At 72.8% G+C, this 17881-nt stretch carries 16 protein-coding genes; 10 read left to right on the forward strand and 6 right to left on the reverse strand.

Annotation, left to right across the window (positions count from 1 at the left end):
* Positions 1–8: 8 nt before the first annotated feature.
* Positions 9–1328 (reverse strand): TerD family protein, encoded by a 1320-nt coding sequence (locus tag ACWD4O_RS10660; protein WP_451279654.1) that lies wholly within the window; start codon positions 1326–1328, stop codon positions 9–11.
* A 301-nt stretch (positions 1329–1629) separates the two neighbouring features.
* On the opposite strand from ACWD4O_RS10660, the gene ACWD4O_RS10665 reads away from it, so the two are divergent.
* From ACWD4O_RS10665 to ACWD4O_RS10680, 4 genes are all read left to right on the forward strand, one after another.
* Positions 1630–2064: a DUF6643 family protein gene (locus ACWD4O_RS10665; RefSeq protein ID WP_351916984.1), complete on the forward strand. Its 435-nt coding sequence runs from the start codon at positions 1630–1632 to the stop codon at positions 2062–2064.
* A 42-nt stretch (positions 2065–2106) separates the two neighbouring features.
* Positions 2107–2931 carry an MOSC domain-containing protein gene (locus ACWD4O_RS10670; protein ID WP_451279421.1) on the forward strand — a complete coding sequence of 275 codons (825 nt, stop codon included), beginning with the start codon at positions 2107–2109 and terminating at the stop codon, positions 2929–2931.
* Positions 2932–3109: 178 nt separating this feature from the next.
* The gene (locus tag ACWD4O_RS10675) at positions 3110–3715 is read left to right on the forward strand and encodes an Rv1733c family protein (RefSeq protein WP_451279422.1); all 606 of its coding nucleotides are present in this window, start codon (positions 3110–3112) and stop codon (positions 3713–3715) included.
* Between the two features lie 107 nt (positions 3716–3822).
* The gene (locus ACWD4O_RS10680) at positions 3823–6270 is read left to right on the forward strand and encodes a right-handed parallel beta-helix repeat-containing protein (protein ID WP_451279423.1); all 2448 of its coding nucleotides are present in this window, start codon (positions 3823–3825) and stop codon (positions 6268–6270) included.
* Positions 6271–6275: 5 nt separating this feature from the next.
* Here ACWD4O_RS10680 and ACWD4O_RS10685 read toward each other — a convergent pair whose 3' ends face one another.
* On the reverse strand, positions 6276–8642 hold the full coding sequence (locus ACWD4O_RS10685) for a hypothetical protein (protein ID WP_451279424.1): 2367 nt from the start codon (positions 8640–8642) through the stop codon (positions 6276–6278).
* 232 nt (positions 8643–8874) lie between these two features.
* On the opposite strand from ACWD4O_RS10685, the gene ACWD4O_RS10690 reads away from it, so the two are divergent.
* Both ACWD4O_RS10690 and ACWD4O_RS10695 read left to right on the forward strand, forming a co-directional pair.
* Positions 8875–9705 (forward strand): DeoR/GlpR family DNA-binding transcription regulator, encoded by an 831-nt coding sequence (locus tag ACWD4O_RS10690; RefSeq protein ID WP_351916993.1) that lies wholly within the window; start codon positions 8875–8877, stop codon positions 9703–9705.
* Positions 9706–9757: 52 nt separating this feature from the next.
* Complete coding sequence (locus ACWD4O_RS10695; protein WP_451279425.1) at positions 9758–10228, forward strand: SRPBCC family protein; 471 nt, start codon at positions 9758–9760, stop codon at positions 10226–10228.
* A 15-nt stretch (positions 10229–10243) separates the two neighbouring features.
* Here ACWD4O_RS10695 and ACWD4O_RS10700 read toward each other — a convergent pair whose 3' ends face one another.
* Positions 10244–11368, reverse strand: a complete 1125-nt coding sequence (locus ACWD4O_RS10700; protein WP_451279426.1) for a PLP-dependent cysteine synthase family protein — start codon at positions 11366–11368, stop codon at positions 10244–10246.
* A gap of 310 nt (positions 11369–11678) precedes the next feature.
* Here ACWD4O_RS10700 and ACWD4O_RS10705 point away from each other — a divergent pair, with 310 nt between their 5' ends.
* Positions 11679–12002 carry a hypothetical protein gene (locus ACWD4O_RS10705; protein ID WP_351916999.1) on the forward strand — a complete coding sequence of 108 codons (324 nt, stop codon included), beginning with the start codon at positions 11679–11681 and terminating at the stop codon, positions 12000–12002.
* Between the two features lie 243 nt (positions 12003–12245).
* Entirely contained in the window at positions 12246–12782 is a 537-nt protein-coding gene (locus ACWD4O_RS10710; RefSeq protein WP_451279427.1) for an ATP-binding protein, read from the forward strand.
* A 42-nt stretch (positions 12783–12824) separates the two neighbouring features.
* On the opposite strand, the gene ACWD4O_RS10715 is transcribed toward ACWD4O_RS10710, so the two are convergent.
* From ACWD4O_RS10715 to ACWD4O_RS10725, 3 genes are read right to left on the reverse strand one after another with little or no spacing between them, the layout of a single operon-like run.
* On the reverse strand, positions 12825–15386 hold the full coding sequence (locus ACWD4O_RS10715) for an ABC transporter permease (protein ID WP_451279428.1): 2562 nt from the start codon (positions 15384–15386) through the stop codon (positions 12825–12827).
* On the reverse strand, positions 15383–16138 hold the full coding sequence (locus ACWD4O_RS10720) for an ABC transporter ATP-binding protein (RefSeq protein ID WP_451279429.1): 756 nt from the start codon (positions 16136–16138) through the stop codon (positions 15383–15385). Before ACWD4O_RS10720 ends, ACWD4O_RS10715 begins: the two co-directional genes overlap by 4 nt.
* Positions 16135–16425 (reverse strand): SHOCT domain-containing protein, encoded by a 291-nt coding sequence (locus ACWD4O_RS10725; RefSeq protein ID WP_451279430.1) that lies wholly within the window; start codon positions 16423–16425, stop codon positions 16135–16137. The genes ACWD4O_RS10720 and ACWD4O_RS10725 overlap by 4 nt, the downstream gene beginning before the upstream one ends.
* 175 nt (positions 16426–16600) lie before the next feature.
* Here ACWD4O_RS10725 and ACWD4O_RS10730 point away from each other — a divergent pair, with 175 nt between their 5' ends.
* Together ACWD4O_RS10730 and ACWD4O_RS10735 are read left to right on the forward strand one after the other, a co-directional pair.
* Positions 16601–17209 (forward strand): TetR/AcrR family transcriptional regulator, encoded by a 609-nt coding sequence (locus ACWD4O_RS10730; protein ID WP_451279431.1) that lies wholly within the window; start codon positions 16601–16603, stop codon positions 17207–17209.
* Between the two features lie 10 nt (positions 17210–17219).
* The gene (locus tag ACWD4O_RS10735; protein ID WP_451279432.1) at positions 17220–17804 is read left to right on the forward strand and encodes a DUF4865 family protein; all 585 of its coding nucleotides are present in this window, start codon (positions 17220–17222) and stop codon (positions 17802–17804) included.
* Positions 17805–17881: the final 77 nt, after the last annotated feature.

The following is a 17881-nucleotide window of genomic DNA, read 5'->3' on the forward strand; positions in this document are numbered from 1 at the left end:
AGACCCCTTTACTTACGGCCCGGCGTCCAGTTCATGCCCCACCCGTAGGCGTGGTCGACGGTCCGCTGCGGGCTCACCCCGCGGTCGGGCACCAGGTAGCGGGCCTCGCGCTGGACGACGAGGTCGCCGCCGTGGTTGGTGATCAGCGCGAGTGCGCAGACGGTCGAGGGGACCGTGCACTCGTCCAGCGAGAAGTCGATCGGTGCGCCGTACTGGGGTTGCAGAGTGACCGTGGCGTGCAGGTCGGCGAAGGAGCGCGCGCCCTCGTAGATGGTCACGAAGACGAGGATGCGCCGGAAGTCGCTCCTGTGGTCGAGGTTGACGGTGAGGTTCTCGCCGCTCGCCACCGCGCCGGTGCGGTCGTCGCCGTCGAGGTGGATGTAGGGCGGTTGGTTCAGGGCGCCGAAGGAGTTGCCGAGAGCCTGGACCACGCCCTTGCGGCCGTCGGCGAGCTCGAACAGGGCGCACAGGTCGAGGTCGAGGTCGTTGTGCAGGGCCATCGCGCGCCCGCGCTTGCTGCCCCACCCGGAGAACTGCTTGCGCACCTCCCAGTTGAGGTTCACCCGCAGGGCGCCCGAGGTGCCGCCCTGCTTGCTCAGGGACACCGAGGGTGCGGCCTTGGTGAGCGTCACCTTGGTCAGCCGGACCGGTGCGACGGGCGGGGCCGGCGGCGCAGACGGCGGGCCCTGGCGAACGGGTGGGGGCACGGTGACCGGGAAGGCGGGCACCATCGCCGGCGGAGGAGGCGGTGACTGAGGAGGCGCCGGCGGTGTCCGGGGCGTCGTCGGAGCGGGGGCGGCCGCGTGCTGCGGCTCGTCCACGGTGATCCCGAAGTCCGTGGCCAGCCCTTCGAGACCGCTGCCGTAGCCCTGGCCGACGGCCCGGAACTTCCAGGCGCCCTGGCGGCGGTAGAACTCGCCCAGCACGAAGGCCGTCTCGACCGTGGCGCCCGCGCTGTCGAACCGTGCCACGACCGTGCTCTGTGCCGCGTCCCGTACCTCGATGTAGAGGTCCGGGACCCGGCCGAACGCGCCGCCGTCCGTCGAGGCGGCCAGGACGACGGTCTCGATCGCGGGCTCCACGCGCGCGAGATCGACCAGAAGGGTGTCGGTCACCCGGCCTCCGGCGTCGCGTTTGCCTTCGTGGCGGACTGCTCCGGAGGAATGGGCCGGCTGGTTGTAGAAGACGAAATCGGCGTCGGAGCGGACCTTTCCGCCCACGAGCAGCAGCGCCGAGGCGTCCGCGTCCGGAACGCCCGGTCCCGAGCGCCAGCCCAATTCCACCCGCAGTGCCGTGGTCGGCACCGGAGCATTGGAACCCTTCGACATTGACATGTACGCCCCCATCGCGTGTCGGTGTCGGGGCAGCATCCGCCCCGGCACCCCTCCGGTTTGTCTACCCGGCCAACCTATTGCGCAGGGCGGCGAAGGCCCATGAGGAGCACAGGAACAGCCCTGGCCAACCCTTGGTAACCCGCCGGGAACTCGGCCTTTACACGATCTACAACGTGATTGCCGTCCTTTTTTCCCAAGTTCGCTCGCATTGGGGCTCCAAGGTCACTGCCGACACGGAAAACAACCCTCTTATCGGTCTCCCCAACCAGCACATCGTGGGCTTAACTTATGTGCCATGACCTCCCCCCGCTCCACCTATGGCGGCGGCTACTACGCCTCCTTCCCGGACACTCCGATCTACGACTCGCTCGTGGCCGAGCGGGGGACCCCGCAGATCGCCCCGATCCGGGTCCCCGCCGCGTACGACATGGGCATGGGCGGCAGCAACCTGCCCGCGTTGCCGTCGGCGCTGCCCGCGCTCCCGGCGGGTCCGTCCCAGCAGCCCTACGGCTACCCGCAGGCGCAGCAGCCCTCGCCGCTGCAGCAGGCCCCGGCGGCGTACATCCCGCCGCAGGCCGGCCCGCCGCGCGGCTACCCCGGTCCCCAGGCGCAGCAGCAGCGCCCGGCGGGTCCCGGCACGGGCTACGAGGCGATGCGCCCCGCCGCTCCCCGGCCCGCCGCGCCGCAGTACCAGGACCCGTACAACAACCAGCAGTACCGCGGCTACTAAAAGCCGTCCGAGGTCGTCGGCGCCGCCTGGCAGGATGACCTCATGGGCACCGCGCACCTGCTGTCGATTCACGTCCATCCGGTCAAGGCGTTCCGGGGCCAGGAGCCCCGTACGGCCGTAGTGGAGCCCTGGGGGCTGGCCGGAGACCGACGCTGGGCGCTGATCGACGACGGGGGAAAGGTCGTCACACAACGTCAGCAGCCGCGCCTCGCACTGGCCGCCGCCGAGCTTCTGCCCGGCGGCGGCGTGCGTCTGTCCGCGCCCGGTCTGGAGCCGCTGACCGTGGCGGTGCCCGAGCCGGTGGGCACGGTCTCGTTGCAGATCTTCCGCGACAAGGTGGAGGGGGTCCTCGCCGACGACGCCGCGCACGCCTGGTGCAGCGCCCACGTGGGCGCCGACGTCCGGCTGGTGCACATGGACGACCCCGCGACGCGCAGGGCGGTGGACCCCGCGTACGCGCTGCCCGGCGAGACCGTCGCCTTCGCCGACGGATTTCCGCTGCTGGCCGCCGCCACCGCCTCCCTCGACGCCCTCAACTCCCTGATCGCCCGGGGCGAGCACGCCGAGGAGGGACCGCTGCCGATGAACCGGTTCCGGCCGAACCTGGTCGTGGCGGGCACCGACCCCTGGGCGGAGGACGGCTGGTCGCGCCTCGCGGTCGGCGAGGTCGAGTTCCGGGTCGCCAAGCCGTGCGGCCGGTGTGTCGTGACCACCACCGACCAGGGCACCGCGGAGCGCGGCAGGGAACCCCTGCACACCCTGGGCCGGCACCGGCGCCTCGGCGGCAAGCTGGTCTTCGGACAGAACCTGGTGCCCCTCTCCCGCGGCACGATCACCGTCGGCGATCCGGTGCGCGTCGTCGGCTAGCGCCTGGTGGCGAGCCGGCCGATCCGTGGGAACCCCCGCCCGGTCCCGAAGCGTTGGGATTGCGTGAGAAGTTCATGAGACGTCCCGAGCCCTGGTGATTTCGCTCTCTCTTTCACCGGGCTCGCGCGTGAACGGCTCCGCCGGGGGTTATCACGGAGCGGGGAAGGGGGTGCGGACGGTGCGAGCGATCGACGGAATCTGGCGCTGGCGACACAACCCGCTGCGCCGTAGGACGGATCTGGTCGAGGCGTGGGTGGCCCTGTCGGCCCTGCTCCTGATCCTCCTCGTCGCGCCGGCGGTGGGCTCCCTCGTGGGCGGCGTCGCGCAGGACGTCCTGCAGCGATCGGTCCGCGAGCAGCGCGAGTCGCGCCACGAGGTCACGGCCACCGTGGTGCGGAAGGCGGACGGTTCGCCGCTGGAGGTGGATCCCGAGACCGCCACCGGCCGGGAGGCCCGTACCCGGGTCGTCGCGGACTGGACGGCGCCGGACGGCACCGCGCAGCACGGCACGGTCCTGGCGGGCCTCCAGACCCCGCACAGCGGCGACCACTTCGAGATATGGACGGACGGCCACGGCCGCCCGACGGCCCGCCCGCTGGACTCCGCCACGGCGACGACGCACGCCGTGCTCGCCGGCTTCGGCGCGGCCCTGCTCACCGCGGGCGCCGTCGAGGCCGCCCGTCGGCTGATCGTCTGGCGCATGGTCCGCCGCCGGTACGCCCGTTGGGACCAGGCATGGGACCGGGCGGGCCCGGACTGGGGCCGCACCGGCACCGGCAGCTGACGGCCTTTCGTCTCTGGTCAACCCACCACCCGCGCGCACGCTACGGTGGTCCGGCCGAACCATTCGGCATCAACCCGCGTACCACGAGGTGGGGGCACAGCAACGCCATGGCACAGGGCACGGTCCAGGTGACGCACACCGGCACATCGAGGTGGCGGCGCCGCACGGGTGAGTACGCATCGCTCGCCGCCGCCCTGGAGGCCGCGGCCGAGGGGGACGTCCTCACCATCGCTCCCGGCACCTACCGGGAGAACCTCGTCGTGGAGCGGTCGGTGACCCTGCGCGGCCCCGAGGGCTCCCCCGGTTCCGTGCGCCTGGCGCCGCTGGACGGGGTGCCGCTGACGGTGCGCGCCTCGGCCGTGGTGCAGGACCTGCATGTGGAGGGCCAGGACGCGGCCGCGCCCGCGGTGCTCGTCGAGGAGGGCACGCCCGAGCTGCTGGACCTGCGGATCGTCACGCGGTCCGCGGCGGGCATCGAGGTGCGCGGCAGCGCCCGCCCGACGGTCCGGCGGTGCACGGTCGACAACCCGGCGGGCATCGGCATCGCCGTGGTCGACGGCGGCGGCGGTGTCTTCGAGGAGTGCGAGGTCGTCGCCGCAGGTCAGGCGGGCGTCTCGGTGCGCGGGGGCGGCCACCCCCGGCTGGAGCGCTGCCGGGTGCACCACACCTCGGGCGCGGGCCTGAGCGCGACCGGCGACAACTCCGCCCTGGAGGCGGTGGGTTGCGAGGTCTACGAGGTCCGGGGCAGCGGCGTCCAGATCACCGCCCGGGCCGCCGCGCACCTCACCGACTGCGATGTGCACCGCACCACCGCCGACGGCGTCACCCTCGACACGGACGCGGTGCTCACGCTGGCGGACTGCCGGATCCACGACATCCCGGAGAACGCGGTCGATCTGCGCTCCCGCTCGGTGCTGACCCTGACCCGTACGACGGTGCGTCAGTTCGGTCGCAACGGGCTGTCGGTGTGGGACCCGGGCACGCGCGTGGACGCCAACCAGTGCGAGATCTTCGACAGCACCGGCGACTACCCGGCCGTCTGGGTCAGCGACGGCGCCACCGCGGTCCTCGACTCCTGCCGGGTGCACGACGTGCCGGACGCGCTGTTCGTCCTCGACCGCGGCTCCCGCGCGGACGTCGTCGACAGCGACCTCTCCCAGGTCCGCAACACGGCCGTGTCGGTGAGCGACGGCGCGACGGCCCAGCTCGACGACTGCCGGATCCGGGACGCGGCGACCGGTGCCTGGTTCCGCGACCACGGCAGCGGCGGCACCCTCAACAACTGCACCGTGGACGGCACGCAGACCGGCGTGATCGTCACCAAGGGCGCCGACCCCACCGTCGAGCGCTGCACGGTGGACTCCCCCGCCGAGGCCGGGTTCTATGTGTCGGCCGGCGGTCGCGGCAGCTTCCTGAACTGCCGGGTGACCAACAGCGGCGGCTACGGCTTCCATGTGATAGACGGCAGCCGTACGACGCTGCGGAAGTGCCGTACGGAGCGCTGTGCGCGGGGCGGCTACGAGTTCGCGGACGCCGGGGGCGACGCCACGTCCGGTTCCGGCCCCGTGGTCGAGGACTGCACCAGCGACGAGAGCGCGGGGGTGCGGACTCCGGGCGCTTCGGCGGCCCCGGAACCGGCCGTGCAGACGACCGCCCAGTCACCGGGCCTGCTCGGTGCGATCCCCGAACAGCGCGCCACCGTGCCCGAGGCGCAGCCGTCCGCCGCCGACCCGGAGATCTCGGTACGGTCCTCCAAGGACGTGCTCGGTGAGCTGGACACCCTGGTGGGCCTGGACAGCGTCAAGCGCGAGGTGCGGGCCCTCATCGACATGATCGAGGTCGGCCGGCGCCGTCAGCAGGCGGGCCTCAAGGCGGCGTCCGTCAAGCGCCATCTGGTCTTCACCGGCTCCCCCGGCACCGGCAAGACGACGGTCGCGCGCCTCTACGGCGAGATCCTCGCCTCGCTCCACGTCCTGGAGAAGGGCCATCTCGTCGAGGTGTCCCGGGTCGATCTGGTCGGCGAGCACATCGGCTCGACGGCGATCCGCACCCAGGAGGCCTTCCAACGGGCGCACGGCGGTGTGCTGTTCATCGACGAGGCGTACGCGCTGTCGCCGGAGGACGCGGGCCGCGACTTCGGCAAGGAGGCCATCGACACCCTCGTGAAGCTGATGGAGGACCACCGGGACTCCGTGGTCGTGATCGTGGCGGGCTACACGGCGGAGATGGAGCGGTTCCTCTCGGTCAACCCCGGGGTGGCGTCCCGTTTCTCGCGGACCATCACCTTCGGCGACTACGGCCCCGAGGAGCTGCTGCGGATCGTGGAGCAGCAGGCCGAGGAGCATGAGTACCAGCTGGGCCCGGCCACCTCGGAGGCCCTGCTGAAGTACTTCACGGAACTCCCGAAGGGCCCCGCGTTCGGCAACGGGCGTACCGCACGCCAGACGTTCGAGGCGATGGTGGAGCGGCACGCGAGCCGCGTCGCGCAGGTGGCGGAGCCCAGCAAGGACGATCTGACGTTGCTGTACGCGGAGGACCTGCCCGAGCTGCCCTGACCCGGTCAGGTGCGCTGCACGGGAACCTCGGGTCGCAGCCGGGCCAGCAGCAGCTCGCGTTCTTCCGCGAACGCCGGGTCGGCCTGGTAGTCGGAGTGGCCCAGGACGGGCGTGGGCAGCGGGTGCGCCTCGGTGCGCCCGTACGACAGGGGGTCGGCGAGGGGTTCGCGGTCCACCTGGGGGCCGCAGTCGTCGCCGGACAGCCGCACCGGACCGCCGATGGGGTCGGTCGGCCGGTAGAGGTTGCGCCAGCAGTCGATGTCCTGGTGCAGCGCGTCGAGCGCTTCGGGTCCGAAGTGGGCCGGGAACCAGCGGCCGTAGAGGCGCTCGATCGGGGAGCCGTAGGTGAGCAGGGCGACCCGTTTGCGGTCGGAGGGCTTCAGCTGCCAGGCCGCGGCGGCCGCGAGGACGCTGCCCTGGGAGTGGCCGGAGATGACCAGTCGTCCGCCGGTGGCCCGTGTCCAGGAGGCCATCCGCCAGGTCAGGTCGGGTACCGCGCGCTCGGCGTAGCAGGGCGGGGCGAAGGGGTGCGCGGCTCTCGGCCAGAAGGTGCCGACGTCCCAGAGGATGCCGATGGTGCGGCGCGCGGAGGCGTCCTTGTAGGCGCGCCTGCCCCAGGTGACGAACAGTATGAAGCCGAGTCCGATGAGCCAGGAGCCCAGTGCCTGCACGGTCTGGGCCGCGCCGTGCACGAAGGGCTGAGCCGTCTCCCCGGCCCGGACCGGTGTCTTCCCGGTGCCGAAGGCGCCGACGAGCGCGCCCGCGCCCAGCAGCAGCGTCGCGGTGGAGGTGACGGCGACGAGGAGCGGGGCGCGGTCGGTGAGCGTGGCCATGGCGCGGGCGCGGGCGATGCGCCGGGTGCGGGCCGGGTCGCCGGGCGCCACTCCGTACTCGCTGATCACCTTGTCCTGCTCGGCCCGTGTCAGCAGCAGGGTCCGGCGGGCGAGCACCGCGCACAGCACCAGCAGGACGACGAGGAGTACGGGGATCACGGACGCCTGCCAGGTCAGCAGGACCGGCGGTCCGTCGAGGAAGGTTCCGGTGCCGTCGAGCCAGTCCGACACCCGCTGCGAGACACCGCCGGACATCACGCCGCCCAGGGCGCAGGCCAGCATCGCGACCGCGGGCCCGCCGAGCCCGTGCAGGGCACAGCGTTCCCCGGGCGTGGCCGTGTTCTGCGGGCAGTGGTGCAGGGTGCGGGCGACGATCGCGAGGGCGATCACCAGGGCTCCCTGGGCGATGGCGAGGCCGCCGAAGGTCGCGTCGCCCGGGAGGCGGCCCTCGGAGGTCCAGCCGGGGCGGTCCCAGCCGGCGTACACGAGCGTGAGGGCGAGCAGGACGAGGGCGGCCAGCGGCAGACGGTGCACGAGGTGGGCGTCGAGGCGACGGTCGAGGCGGCGTTCGCTGCGGCCCCGGCGGCACACCACCCACGCCGTGACCAGCGCGCCCGTGACCAGGGACGCCTCCAGCAGCCGGCCGAGCACGTCGAGGAGGGCCGGGCCGCCGGGTCGGCGGTCCTGGCGGGCGGCCGCGGTGCCGATCGCCGCAGCCACCGTGAGCAGGCCGGCCGCGGTGTGGGCGGCGCGCAGACGGGCCACCAGGCGGCGCCCGTACCAGAAACCGGGCCGGCCGAGCGCGGTGTGCCCTGGGCCGTTCTCGGGTTCGGGCGTGCGGTCGAGGGGTTCCTGGGACTCGTACGCCCGCCAGGTGCGGTGGGAGAGGTACCACAGGAGGCCGACGAGAGCGGTCGGCACGAGCGCCGCGAGGGCCAGCCGGCGGCCGGGCAGGCTCCACCAGCCGCCGTCGGAGAGCGTCGGCGAGAGGAAGCCCAGCCAGGAGTGACGCTCTGCGCACGCGTGCGTGCCCGCGCACTGCCAGGCCGTCAGGTCGAGGGCGACCTCGCAGGCCGCGGCGACGAGCAGCACCGTCAGGCTCAGCGCGGCGAGCCGCACCAGCAGCCCGTAGAACCGCACCGCGCGGGTGCGTTCGCGGGCGGCGGCGGGGCGCATCCAGTGGGCGAGGTTGACGACCATGAACGGCAGCAGCAACAGCCACAGGGCGCGGGTGCCGTTGCCGGAGGTGAGGTTGGACCAGACGTAGGCCTCGGGGACCGGGGTCGCGCGGCCGCGGTCGTCGCCGGGGTCGGGGGCGGAGTCGGCGGCGACGTCCCCGGCGCGTCGGAAGACGGCCGCCGTCTCGTCACCGGTGATCCGTACCGTGCGCGGATCGTTCAGCATCTTCTCGGGCGTGGCGCCACCCACACCGTGGACCAGGAGTTCCAGGGCGGCTCCGCCCGGAGCGGTAGGTTTCACTGTTCGCACTTCCCCCGTGACACGCCTTCGACAGGTGTCCGTATGTGCCCGTGCGGGCATAAGGATCGCCGCTCGGCGGCCCTGATACACCTCTCGTCACGGAATCTCCCCGGAGCGTGCGAGGGACACGCGCGCGTTCCCACGAGTGGCATGCACGCGTCGGGGTGGTGGCACAGCTGTGAGCGAGCCGTGCGAGGATGGGGCACCCGCACACCGGCGTCGGGAGAAATTTCCTTGTCGGAGCAGGTGAGCGGGCCTGTCGGACGGTGTGAGGGAAAGGACCGGAGCGTACGTGAGTGAGAATCAGAACCTCCTCGCGGAGCAGCGTCGCGCCCTGATCCTTGACGAGGTACGGCGTCGTGGCGGTGTCCGGGTCAATGAGCTGACCCGCAAGCTCGGCGTGTCGGACATGACGGTGCGGCGCGATCTCGACGCGCTGGCGCGGCAGGGTGTCCTGGAGAAGGTGCACGGCGGGGCGGTGCCGGTCGTGGAGGCGAGCACGCACGAGCCGGGCTTCGAGGCGAAGTCGGGCCTGGAGCTGACCGCCAAGGAGGACATCGCGAAGGCCGCGGCGGAGCTCGTCGTCCCGGGCAGCGCGATCGCGCTGTCGGGCGGTACGACCACGTACGCGCTGGCGCATCACCTGGTGGACGTGCCGGATCTGACTGTGGTGACCAACTCGGTGCGCGTGGCCGACGTCTTCCACATGGCGCAGCGCACCTCGGGCCCGCGGCAGGGCGCGGCCACGGTCGTGCTGACCGGCGGGGTGCGCACTCCGTCGGACTCGCTGGTGGGCCCGGTCGCCGACCAGGCCATCGCGGCGCTCCACTTCGACGTGCTGTTCCTCGGTGTGCACGGCATATCGGCCGAGGCGGGCCTGTCGACGCCGAACCTCGCGGAGGCCGAGACCAACCGGCGGCTGGTGCAGTCGGCGCGCCGGGTCGTGGTGGTCGCGGACCACACCAAGTGGGGTGTGGTGGGGCTGAGTTCGTTCGCGGCGCTGGAGCAGGTCGACACGCTGGTGACGGACGGGGGGCTGCCCGCCGAGGCGCGTTCGGAGATCTCCGAGCAGCTGCGGCTGCTGGTGGTCGCGGGCGAGCCCGCCGAGGGTGCAGACATCTGACGGGGCTGCGGCTAGGGTGACGCCCCCGTCGACCTAGGGGGTTCGTGTCTTCATGGCCCGTCGTCTGCGTTCCGAAGGGCTCGAGTTCGTCGATACCGCTCCCGTACGCATGGTCTTCACCCGGGAGCTCTCCGCTCCCCCGGAGCGGGTCTTCCACGCGCTGGCCGACGACGCCGCGGGCTGGGCCGAGTGGTTCGCGGCCGTGGCCGCCGTCCAGCCGCTCGACGGCGGCGCGGGACGTGACGTACGGCTGCGGGGCGGCGCGCGCTTCCGGGAGACGGTCCTCGTGGCGAAGGCGCCGGAGGTGTACGCGTATCGCGTGGACGTCGCCAATGTGCCGGGGGTCCGGGCCCTGGTCGAGGAGTGGCGGCTGACGCCCGCCGGCACCGGAACGCAGGTGCGATGGACCTTCGCGACGGACGGGACGAGCGTGTTCCGGGGCATGGCCCGGCTGGCCGGGCCGGGCCTGGGACGCTCCTTCCGGGGCGCGGTCACCGCACTGGACCGAAGGCTCGCCGCGTAGGGCAGATCTCGGCCGTCACTCCTGCCACACGCCCGTGGCCAGCAGGGAGTCGATCGCCGCGGTGTACGGGGCGATGTCCAGGCCCTGGTCGGCGAGCCAGGCGTCGGAGTAGTACTTGTCCAGGTAGCGGTCGCCCGGGTCGCACAGCAGGGTGACCACGCTGCCCTGCCGGCCGTCGGCCACCATCTCGGCGACGATCTTGAGCGCGCTCCACAGTCCGGTGCCGGTCGAGCCGCCCGCCTTGCGGCCGATGGCCCGTTCGAGCGCGCGTACGGCGGCGACGCTGGCCGCGTCGGGCACCTTCATCATCCGGTCGATCGCGCCGGGCACGAAGCTGGGCTCCATGCGCGGCCGCCCGATGCCCTCGATGCGCGAACCGCAGTCACAGGTGACGTCCGGATCGCCGGTGGTCCAGCCCTCGAAGAAGCACGAGTTCTCCGGGTCGGCGACGCAGATGCGGGTGTTGCGCCGCGTGTAGTGGACATAGCGCGCGAGGGTCGCGGAGGTGCCGCCGGTGCCGGCCGTGGCCACGATCCACGCGGGCTCCGGGAACCGTTCCCACTCCAGCTGGCGGAAGATGGATTCGGCGATGTTGTTGTTCCCACGCCAGTCCGTGGCCCGTTCCGCGTAGGTGAACTGGTCCATGTAGTGGCCCCCGCTCTCCGCCGCGAGACGGGCCGACTCCTCGTACATCGTGCGTGGGTCGTCGACGAAGTGACATCGGCCGCCGTGGAACTCGATCAGGCGGATCTTCTCGGCGCTCGTCGTGCGCGGCATGACGGCGATGAAGGGCACGCCGATCAGCTTCGCGAAGTACGCCTCGGAAACGGCCGTCGAACCGCTGGACGCCTCGATCACCGGGCGGCCCGGCCGGATCCAGCCATTGCACAGCCCGTAGAGGAAGAGGGAGCGGGCGAGGCGGTGTTTGAGGCTGCCGGTGGGGTGGGTCGACTCGTCCTTGAGATAGAGGTCGATGCCCCACTTGTCCGGGAGGGGGAAGCGCAGCAGGTGTGTGTCGGCCGAGCGGTTGGCGTCCGCCTGGACCTTGCGGACGGCTTCTTTCAGCCAGTCACGGTAGGTGGTGTCGCTGTGGTCGACGTCGAGGGTGGAGCCGGTCCTGGGGGGCTGGGAGGTGGTCACGGCGGGGCTCCTTCGGGCTGCGCGCCGACGGTGGTCCGCGCGGCCGACACCTCGATCATAAGCACCTTCAGCACGCTTCTCACCTGCATAAACACACCTTTGAGCGCCCCAAAGGCGACCCTGGGGGCCGGGTGCGGGCACGTGGGGGGCGCATTCGCGCGAGTGCTCCGGACAGGCACGCCCGCGGGGTCGTGCGCACTGGTGCTCGACGCCGGGCGCGGGCAGACTGCACCGGGCGGGGCGAAGGTCCCGGACGGGGGCGCACACTGGGTCACGGGAAACGCGTTCGATCACAAGGGGGCGGGACGGCATGGCGGAGCCGGAGTTCACGGCTACGGGCGTGCGTATAGGGAAGCGGCTGCGTTCGCTCACCCGGGCCGGGCAGGTCCGGATCAGCGGCGGCAGGCTGGAGTTGCTGACCAGCTACGGCAGCGAGATCGACAGCGCGCCCGTGCAGGCGGTTCGCGCCTCCAGGCCGTGGTTCGCACCGGAGGACCGGGCGCTGGCCGACCTCAACGGCAAGCGGTACCTGCTGACCCTCGGCGACCACGACCCGGCGCCGGGCGAGCCGGGACCACCCGCGGCGCGCCGCTTCATCGAAGCCGTGCGCAGGGCGGCGGGGCGCGGCGGCTGAGCCGGCGCGGACGCAGACCCATGCCCGCGGCGGGCACGGAAGATCCCCGCCCGCCGACTGGAGCACCGCGAGTTGCGGTGCCGTCAAGGCTGCGTCACTCTGATCTCACGTCACTCTGGGTTTACCGGCGATAACGCTGCGAACCAGCCCCGCCGGCCACGACAGCAGGCGGCCGCCTTGCGCAGACGCTCTGCTCGATCCGAACTCCGTGTTCTTCCGGACCTCAGTCGGGGAGTCGCAGCCGTGATCACCAACCCGAACAGGCACTGCATGGTGGAGCTTCAGGCTCTGCCGTCGCGGATCGGCCAGGTCCGCAGAATCGTATCGGCGCAGTTGCGCTACTGGCATATGGACCCGCTCATAGACCGGGCGGCGCTCGGTGTGACGGAGCTGTTGACCAACGTCCACCTGCACGCGCAGCCCGACAAGACGTGCGTCGTGGAGATGGAACTGCTGCTCGACCGGCTCACCGTCTCCGTGCGCGACCACGATCCGCGGCTGCCGGTCGTGCGGACGGTCGACGACGAGGCCCTCGCCACCTGCGGGCGCGGCCTCGCCATGGTGGCCGCGGTGAGCGAGAGCTGGGGAGCCCGGCCGGACGGCGAGTCCGGCAAGGTCGTCTGGTTCACGCTGCCCGCGCCCGTCACCGCGCGCGAGCTGTCGGCGCGTCCGCCCCGTCGCATGCCCCGGGAGCAGGCACCGCCCCGGTTCACGGAGGTCGTCTCCGTCGACGATCTGCGGCCCGCACACGCTCCCGCCCGGTCCGCCGTCGTCGGCTGACCGGGCGGTGACCTCGCTTTCCGGTCACCCGGATCGCTCGGGTCACTCCGCGGCGATGGCCCGCAGGACGTCCAGGCGAGCGGCGCGCCGGGCCGGGCGCAGGCCCGCGAGGGCTCCGGCGGCGACGCCCACCAGGGCCACCACGACGAGTTGGACAGGTGGCGCCGCAAAGGCGAAGGCGCTGTCGCTCGCCCCGTCGGAGGCCCGCACGAGCACCCAGCCGAGGAAGGCGCCGAGGAGCAGTCCGCCCGCCGTGCCGAACGCGGCGACCAGCACCGACTCCCAGCGGACCATGGCCCGCAGCTGGGACCGGGTCTGACCGACGGCCCGCAGCAGGCCGAGCTCGCGGGTGCGCTCGTGGACGGCGAGGGTGAGCGTGTTGGCGATGCCGAGGAGCGCGATGAGGACGGCGAGGGCGAGCAGGGCGTAGACGAGGGTCAGCATCATGTCGATGCCGCCGGCCGAGGACTGCACGTACTCGTCGCGGGTCTGCACCTCGGGGTCGCCGTACCGCGCGGCGACCTTCTCGACCGCCGCCTTGCCGGCGTCCGCGCTCACGCCGTCCTTGAAGGAGACCGCGATCAGGGTGTCGGCGTCCTGGGTGCGGTGCGGGGCCCAGGCGGCACGGGTGATGACGTAGTCGCCGGCGAGTTCGGAGCGGCCGTAGACCGCGCGGACGGTGAAGGTCCGCTCCGCGCCGTCGGCGAAGACGAGCCGGGCGGTGTCGCCGGTGGTCAGCCGTTGACGGTCGGCCTCCTGACGGGTGATCGCGATGCCGTCGGCGCCCAGTGTGTCCAGGTCGCCCCGGACGGCGCCGAGGTCGAAGGTGCGCCGCAGTGCCGCCGGGTCGGTGACGGTCAACACCCGTCCCCTGCCGTCGACTTCGGCGACGCCCCGGCCGAGGCCGACGGCCGTGTCCACCTCGTCCAGCTCGTCGATCGCCGGGGCTAGCTTCGGGCTCAGGCCGCTGCCGCCCGCGCCGAAGGAGGGAGTACTGACGGCGACGTCGCCCGCGAAGGAGCGGGAGACGGTCTGGTCCATGGTCGCCTTGAGCGAGGCTCCGAACACGGTGAAGAGGGAGACCACGGCGACCCCGATCATCAGGGCGCTCGCGGTGGCCGCCGTCCGCTTCGGGCTGCGCAGCGCGTTGCGGCGGGCGAGGCCCCCGGTGACGCCGCGCAGCCGGTCCAGCGGGCCGCCGAGGACGCGTACGGCCGTGCTGGAGGCGACCGGCCCGAGCACCACGAAGGCGACCAGGGCCAGCACGGCTCCGCCGCCGGCTGCCCACAGGGACGGGTAGCCGAGGACGCCGGTGAGGGTCACGGCGACGGCCAGGACGAGCAGCCCCAGGCCGGCGACCGCGCGCGGGCGGGACGCGCCGGACGCGTCCACGGCCGTCTCGCGCAGCGCGGCCAGCGGAGCGGTGCGGCCGGCCCGTACGGCGGGCAGCAGCGCGGAACCCAGACAGACCAGGACGCCGACCGCGAGGGGGAGGGCCAGCGACAGGGCGCTGATCACCAGGTCGCCCTCGGGGAAGGGGAATCCGATGGCCGGGAACAGCGCCTGCAGACCGGCCGCGATGCCGATGCCGCCCGCGAGTCCGGCCGCCGAGGCGGTCACGGCGACGGCGCTCGCCTCGACGAGGGTGGCCGCGGCGACCTGGCGGCGGGAGGCGCCCAGCGCCCGCAACAGGGCGTTCTCACGGGTGCGTTGGGCGACGACGATCGCGAACGTGTTGTGGATGGAGAAGGTCGCGACCAGCAGCGCCACCCCGGAGAACACCAGCAGGAACGTGGTGAAGATCGTCAGGAACTGGCTGGCGATCATGTCGGTGTTCTCCTGCGCCGCCTCCTGCCCGGTGATGGCCTCGACGCCCTTGGGAAGCGCGGGAGTCAGCCGGTCGACCAGCTCCGACTGACTCACCCCGGGGTCGGCCCGCACGACGATGCCCGCCGCTTGGCCGGGCCGGGCGGTGAGGTGCTGCTCGGCGTCGGCGCGGGTCATGCCGGTGAAGGTCACCTGGGCCATGCCGTCCTCGCCGCCGAAGGTCGCGAGGCCGACGATCGTGACGCGCACGGGGTCGGGTGTGCGCAGCGTGGTGGTGTCGCCGATCTTCAGGCCGCCCCGGTCGGCGGCTCCGCGGTTGACGACGACCTCGCCGGACCGGGCCGGGGCGCGGCCCTCGGCGAGCCGGTAGGGGTTGAGCTTCGGGTCGGTGATCCAGTTGCCGGCGATCGTGGGCGGTCCCTGGCCGCCGATCGGGTCGCCGTCGCTGCCGAGGAGTTGGCCCGCGCCCTGGATGTCGGGGGCGGCTGCCGCGACGCCGGGGACGGCCTCGACCGTCCGGACCAGGTCGGTGTCGACGGGCCGGCGCACGCCCTGGCTCTCGCCGGGGGTCGTGATGGTGTCGGCGCCGCGCACGACCGCGTCGGTGCCGGCCGTCGCGTCGCCGAACATCGAGTCGAAGCTCGCGCGCAGGGTGTCGCCCATGACGAGCGTTCCGGCCAGGAAGGCCACGCCGAGGAAGACGGCGAGGAAGGTCCCGGCGAAACGGCGCCGGTGGGCGCGCAGGGACGACAGGCTCAGTCGGAAGGAGGCGTTCATGACGGCACCTCGAAGGCTTTCAGCCGGTCCAGGACGCGGTCGGCGGTCGGGGACTCCATCCGGTCGACGAGACGGCCGTCGGCGAGGAAGACGACCTCGTCGGCGTGGGCGGCCGCGACCGGGTCGTGGGTGACCATGACGACCGTGCGCCCGGTCCGGCGCACGGTGCCGGCGAGCAGCCCGAGCACCTCTCCCCCGGCCCGGGAGTCGAGGTTGCCGGTGGGCTCGTCGGCGAAGACGACGTCCGGCCGGCCGGCGAACGCCCGGGCCACGGCGACGCGTTGCTGCTGGCCCCCGGAGAGCTCGGAGGGCCGGTGGCGGAGGCGGTCGCGCAGGCCGACGACATCGACGAGGGCGTCGATCCACTCCGTCTCGCCGCGCTCGCCGGCCAGGTCCAGCGGCAGCCGGATGTTCTCCTCGACGGTCAGGGTCGGCACCAGGTTGAAGGCCTGGAAGACGAAGCCGACCCGGTCGCGGCGCAGCAGCGTGAGGCGTCGGTCGTCGAGCGTGCCGAGGTCGGTGTCGCCGACGTACGCGGTGCCCGAGGTGAGGTCGTCCAGGCCGGCCGCGCAGTGCATCAGGGTGGACTTGCCGGAGCCCGAGGGGCCCATGATCGCGGTGAAGCGGCCGGCCGGGAAGTCGACGCTCACCCCGTCCAGGGCGCGTACTGCGGTGTCGCCGACGCCGTAGACCTTCACGGCGTCGACGACCCGCGCGGCGTTGCGCGTGGTGGTGGCGGTCGCGGCGGTCATGCCGCACCGCCCTTGCCCGTCGGGCCGAACTGCTCGTCCAGGACGGACAGCCGACGCCAGTACTCGTCCTCGTCGATCTCGCCGGAGGCGAAGCGACGGCCGAGGACGGCCAGGGGCGCGTCGCCGGTGGGGCGGCCGTCCTGCACGCCGCGCCACGGGCCGCCGCGGCCGCGCCACCCGGTGCGGCGCAGGAGGGTAACCATGCCGATCACGACGGCCGCCCAGATCAGCGGGAAGAAGAGGATCCACGGGCCGGGGCCGCCGTCCCAGTTCGCCAGTGTCTGCATCTCGAGTCATCTCCCAGGTGGGTGTTCCGGTGATGTCTCGAGACTCCCGCCGGGGAGGGTCCCGGTCGTCGTACGGCCAGCGGCACTGCACGTACCTCCCGGGGAGTAGACGGGGGCGGGTGCGCTGCTCCCGGCGATCTCGATTTCTGTACCTACTAGTATGTACAGTGGAGACATGAGCACCTCGGAGAGCACCTCGGAGAACGGTTCGCGGAGCACGTCGGAGCGGCTGATCGAGTCCACCCGGGAGCTGCTCTGGGAGCGCGGTTACGTGGGGACCAGTCCCAAGGCGATCCTGGAGCGAGCGGGCGCCGGGCAGGGCAGCATGTACCACCACTTCAAGGGCAAGCCCGATCTCGCCCTGGCGGCGATCCGGCGGACGGCCGACGAGATGCGGACCACCGCCGAGGAAGTGCTGAACGGGCCGGGCACGCCCTACGAGCGGATCAGGGCGTATCTCACGCGCGAGCGTGACGTGCTGCGCGGCTGTCCCGTCGGGCGGCTCACGATGGATCCGGAGGTGATCGCGAGCGACGAGCTGCGCGAGCCCGTCGACGACACGATCGACCGGATCCGCGAGCAGCTCGCCCATCTCGTCGAAGAGGGCAAGGAGCAGGGCGAGTTCGGGCCCGAGCTGGACGGCGAGGCGATCGCCGCCACGGTCGTGGCGACCGTGCAGGGCGGATACGTCCTGGCCCGCGCGGCCGGGTCGCCGACCGCCTTCGACGCCGCCGTCCGCGGACTGCTCTCCCTGCTCGCACCGCGTTCGGCCGACAGGCCCTGAGGAGGACCCGATGCACGCCATGCAGTACGAGCTCACCCTGCCCGCCGACTACGACCCGGGCATCATCCACGCGCGCGTGGCCCGCGTCGGGCATCTGCTCGACGACTGGGAGGGCCTCGGCCTGAAGGCCTACCTGCTGCGCGAGCGCGGGAGGCACGGCTCGCCGGTCAGTCAGTACGCGCCGTTCTACCTCTGGAACACCGTGGAGGGCATGAACGCCTTCCTGTGGGGCGGCGGCTTCCAGGGGCTGAGCGACGACTTCGGACGTCCGACGGTCCGTCAGTGGACGGGCCTGGCCTACGAGGAGGGCGTCTCGGGCGCAGTGCCTGCCCCGTTCGCCCTACGGCGACGCCGGCCGGTTCCCGACGGTGTGGCGCCGGCGGACATGGCGCGGGAAGCGGTGGAGGAGGCCGGGCGGCTGGCGCGGGAGGACGGGGCGGTGCTCGCGGCGGCGGCCGTGGACACGAGCCGTTGGGAGACCGTGCACTTCTCGCTCTGGGAACACGACACGCCGAACGCCGACGGTGACCTGTTCCAGGTACTGCACCTGTCCGCGCCGGGGCGGGCCGCCCTGCCCGGGGGCCGGCAGTGGTGAGCACCGGGCGGAAGGTGGTCGGCGACGCCTGCGGAGGCTAGGACCTGTCCGGCCGGACCGGGCCGGGGCGGTGTGAC

Source organism: Streptomyces sp. NPDC002623, assembly GCF_053592635.1.